This is a genomic window from Pseudomonas paraversuta (genome assembly GCF_904063065.1).
Lineage (GTDB): Bacteria > Pseudomonadota > Gammaproteobacteria > Pseudomonadales > Pseudomonadaceae > Aquipseudomonas > Aquipseudomonas paraversuta.
On sequence record NZ_CAJFCL010000059.1, the window covers coordinates 1 to 412 of the forward strand.

General features: G+C 61.4%; 1 protein-coding gene. It reads left to right on the forward strand.

Features of this window, described 5'->3' with window-relative positions:
- On the forward strand, positions 1–412 hold a 412-nt coding region (locus JQ845_RS22920), incomplete at both ends, for a hypothetical protein (RefSeq protein ID WP_203009520.1).

The following is a 412-nucleotide window of genomic DNA, read 5'->3' on the forward strand; positions in this document are numbered from 1 at the left end:
CCATTGCCCGGCAACTGCCTTACTTCCAGTTCCCGCACAAGGTCATTACCCGCAAGGCGCAGCTGGACGGCCAACGGGTGCTGCGAGAGCTTGTTACCGAAGAAGAAACCCGCTACGACGACCTCGGCAACCCGGTGTGGCATCGCAATGCCCTGGGCGGGATTGAAGAGTCGGAGTACTACCCGGTAACCGGTGAGAGCGACAACTGCCCGGCCGACCCATTGGGCCGCATCACCCGTCTGAAAAGTCGTACGATCAGCCCGCCACCCGGCACCGAAGGCCCGGTCAAGCAGACCCGATATCGCTATCAATCCCTGCCCGTGCGTGGGGATGCTCCCGGGTTTGCATTGCCGACATTTGTCCAGAGCAGTGAAGAGCGGTTGCTGCTGGTTGAGGGCAATCAGTCCACCGA